Source organism: Tissierella pigra, from assembly GCF_009695605.1.
In the GTDB taxonomy this organism is placed as follows: Bacteria; Bacillota; Clostridia; order Tissierellales; family Tissierellaceae; genus Tissierella; species Tissierella pigra.
In genome coordinates this window covers 1-1,005 of sequence record NZ_VUNQ01000122.1, presented here as the reverse complement: position 1 = coordinate 1,005, position 1,005 = coordinate 1, and the positions used below count along the sequence as shown (strand labels likewise).

2 protein-coding genes are annotated in these 1,005 nt (G+C 36.1%); one reads left to right on the top strand and one right to left on the bottom strand.

Annotation, left to right across the window (positions count from 1 at the left end; all coding sequences use genetic code 11):
- Positions 1-84, top strand: an 84-nt coding sequence (locus tag FYJ83_RS20600) for an IS3 family transposase (RefSeq protein ID WP_412034793.1), incomplete at its 5' end; no start/stop codon positions are given.
- A 154-nt stretch (positions 85-238) separates the two neighbouring features.
- Here FYJ83_RS20600 and FYJ83_RS19590 read toward each other — a convergent pair.
- The gene (locus tag FYJ83_RS19590; RefSeq protein WP_195838085.1) at positions 239-892 is read right to left on the bottom strand and encodes a hypothetical protein; all 654 of its coding nucleotides are present in this window, start codon (positions 890-892) and stop codon (positions 239-241) included.
- Positions 893-1,005: the final 113 nt, after the last annotated feature.

The window sequence follows — 1,005 nt, the reverse complement described above, 5'->3', positions numbered from 1 at the left end:
TGGTATAACAGTGAGAGAATACATAGCTCTTTGGGCTATATCACTCCTCAAGAGTGGGAAGATAAATCTAAAAATATTGCATAAAAATTGTTCGAGAAAATGTGTCTACTATATTGACATAGGTCCAAAGCTTGATTCTTGTAAACTTATTGTACCAAAAAATATTCATTCATTTATCAAGAAAAATTTAAAGAATCTTCAAGATTTCTTGAAACTTTTGAGGGAAAACCCTATGCCTTTACTTCTTCTGATCTTGTTGCTGTTGAAAGACGTAGAGAAAAAGCACAACCAATGGCAAAAGCAAGAGATAAAATCCAGGAACAAACTCATAAAAGGTCATGGGTTTCCCGAAAAAGTAATACACTTGATATCGCTCATAGCCAAAATCCATTCCGAGGCAAAAGGGAAAACTTACGACAATCCGTCCTAAGGGTCGATTTTCGCCCATTCCCATCATACTGGAATAACGAGACACAGCATAAAATCCAAGAAGTACTCCGTAGTTTACAAAAGTCCGTTTAGATAAAAGTGAAATTGCAAGAGATAAAATCACCACTGCTGTTCCTCCCAGACAAATGAGAGCAACTTGCCACACAAAAGTTTCCTTAATGGTCCAAGGATAAAGAATCAAAGTACTCATCGCTTGAATAGGTAAATCCCCCCCATCCATAGTCAAAAAGAAAAACGATCCGAAAATACCTACCCCAAGGAAAACAGTCATTACTCCCAGCATAAAAAGAAATGATGCAAAGATTCTCGCAAAAAACAGTTTATTCCTTCCATATCTGGAGGAATAAAGCACCTCATAGGAGCCTGTTTCATAGTCTTCGGAAAATAAATGCCCCACTGAAATACTGATGACAAGAACAACTATCGGAACTGTAAAGGACAATGATAAAATACAGATAAAAGGTAATCAAAAAGTACAGAGTTCTTAATCAAAGAGGGAACACTACCTAAAGAATAAAAAATAATAGGTGGTGTGAATATGAAAGGAGAACTTTG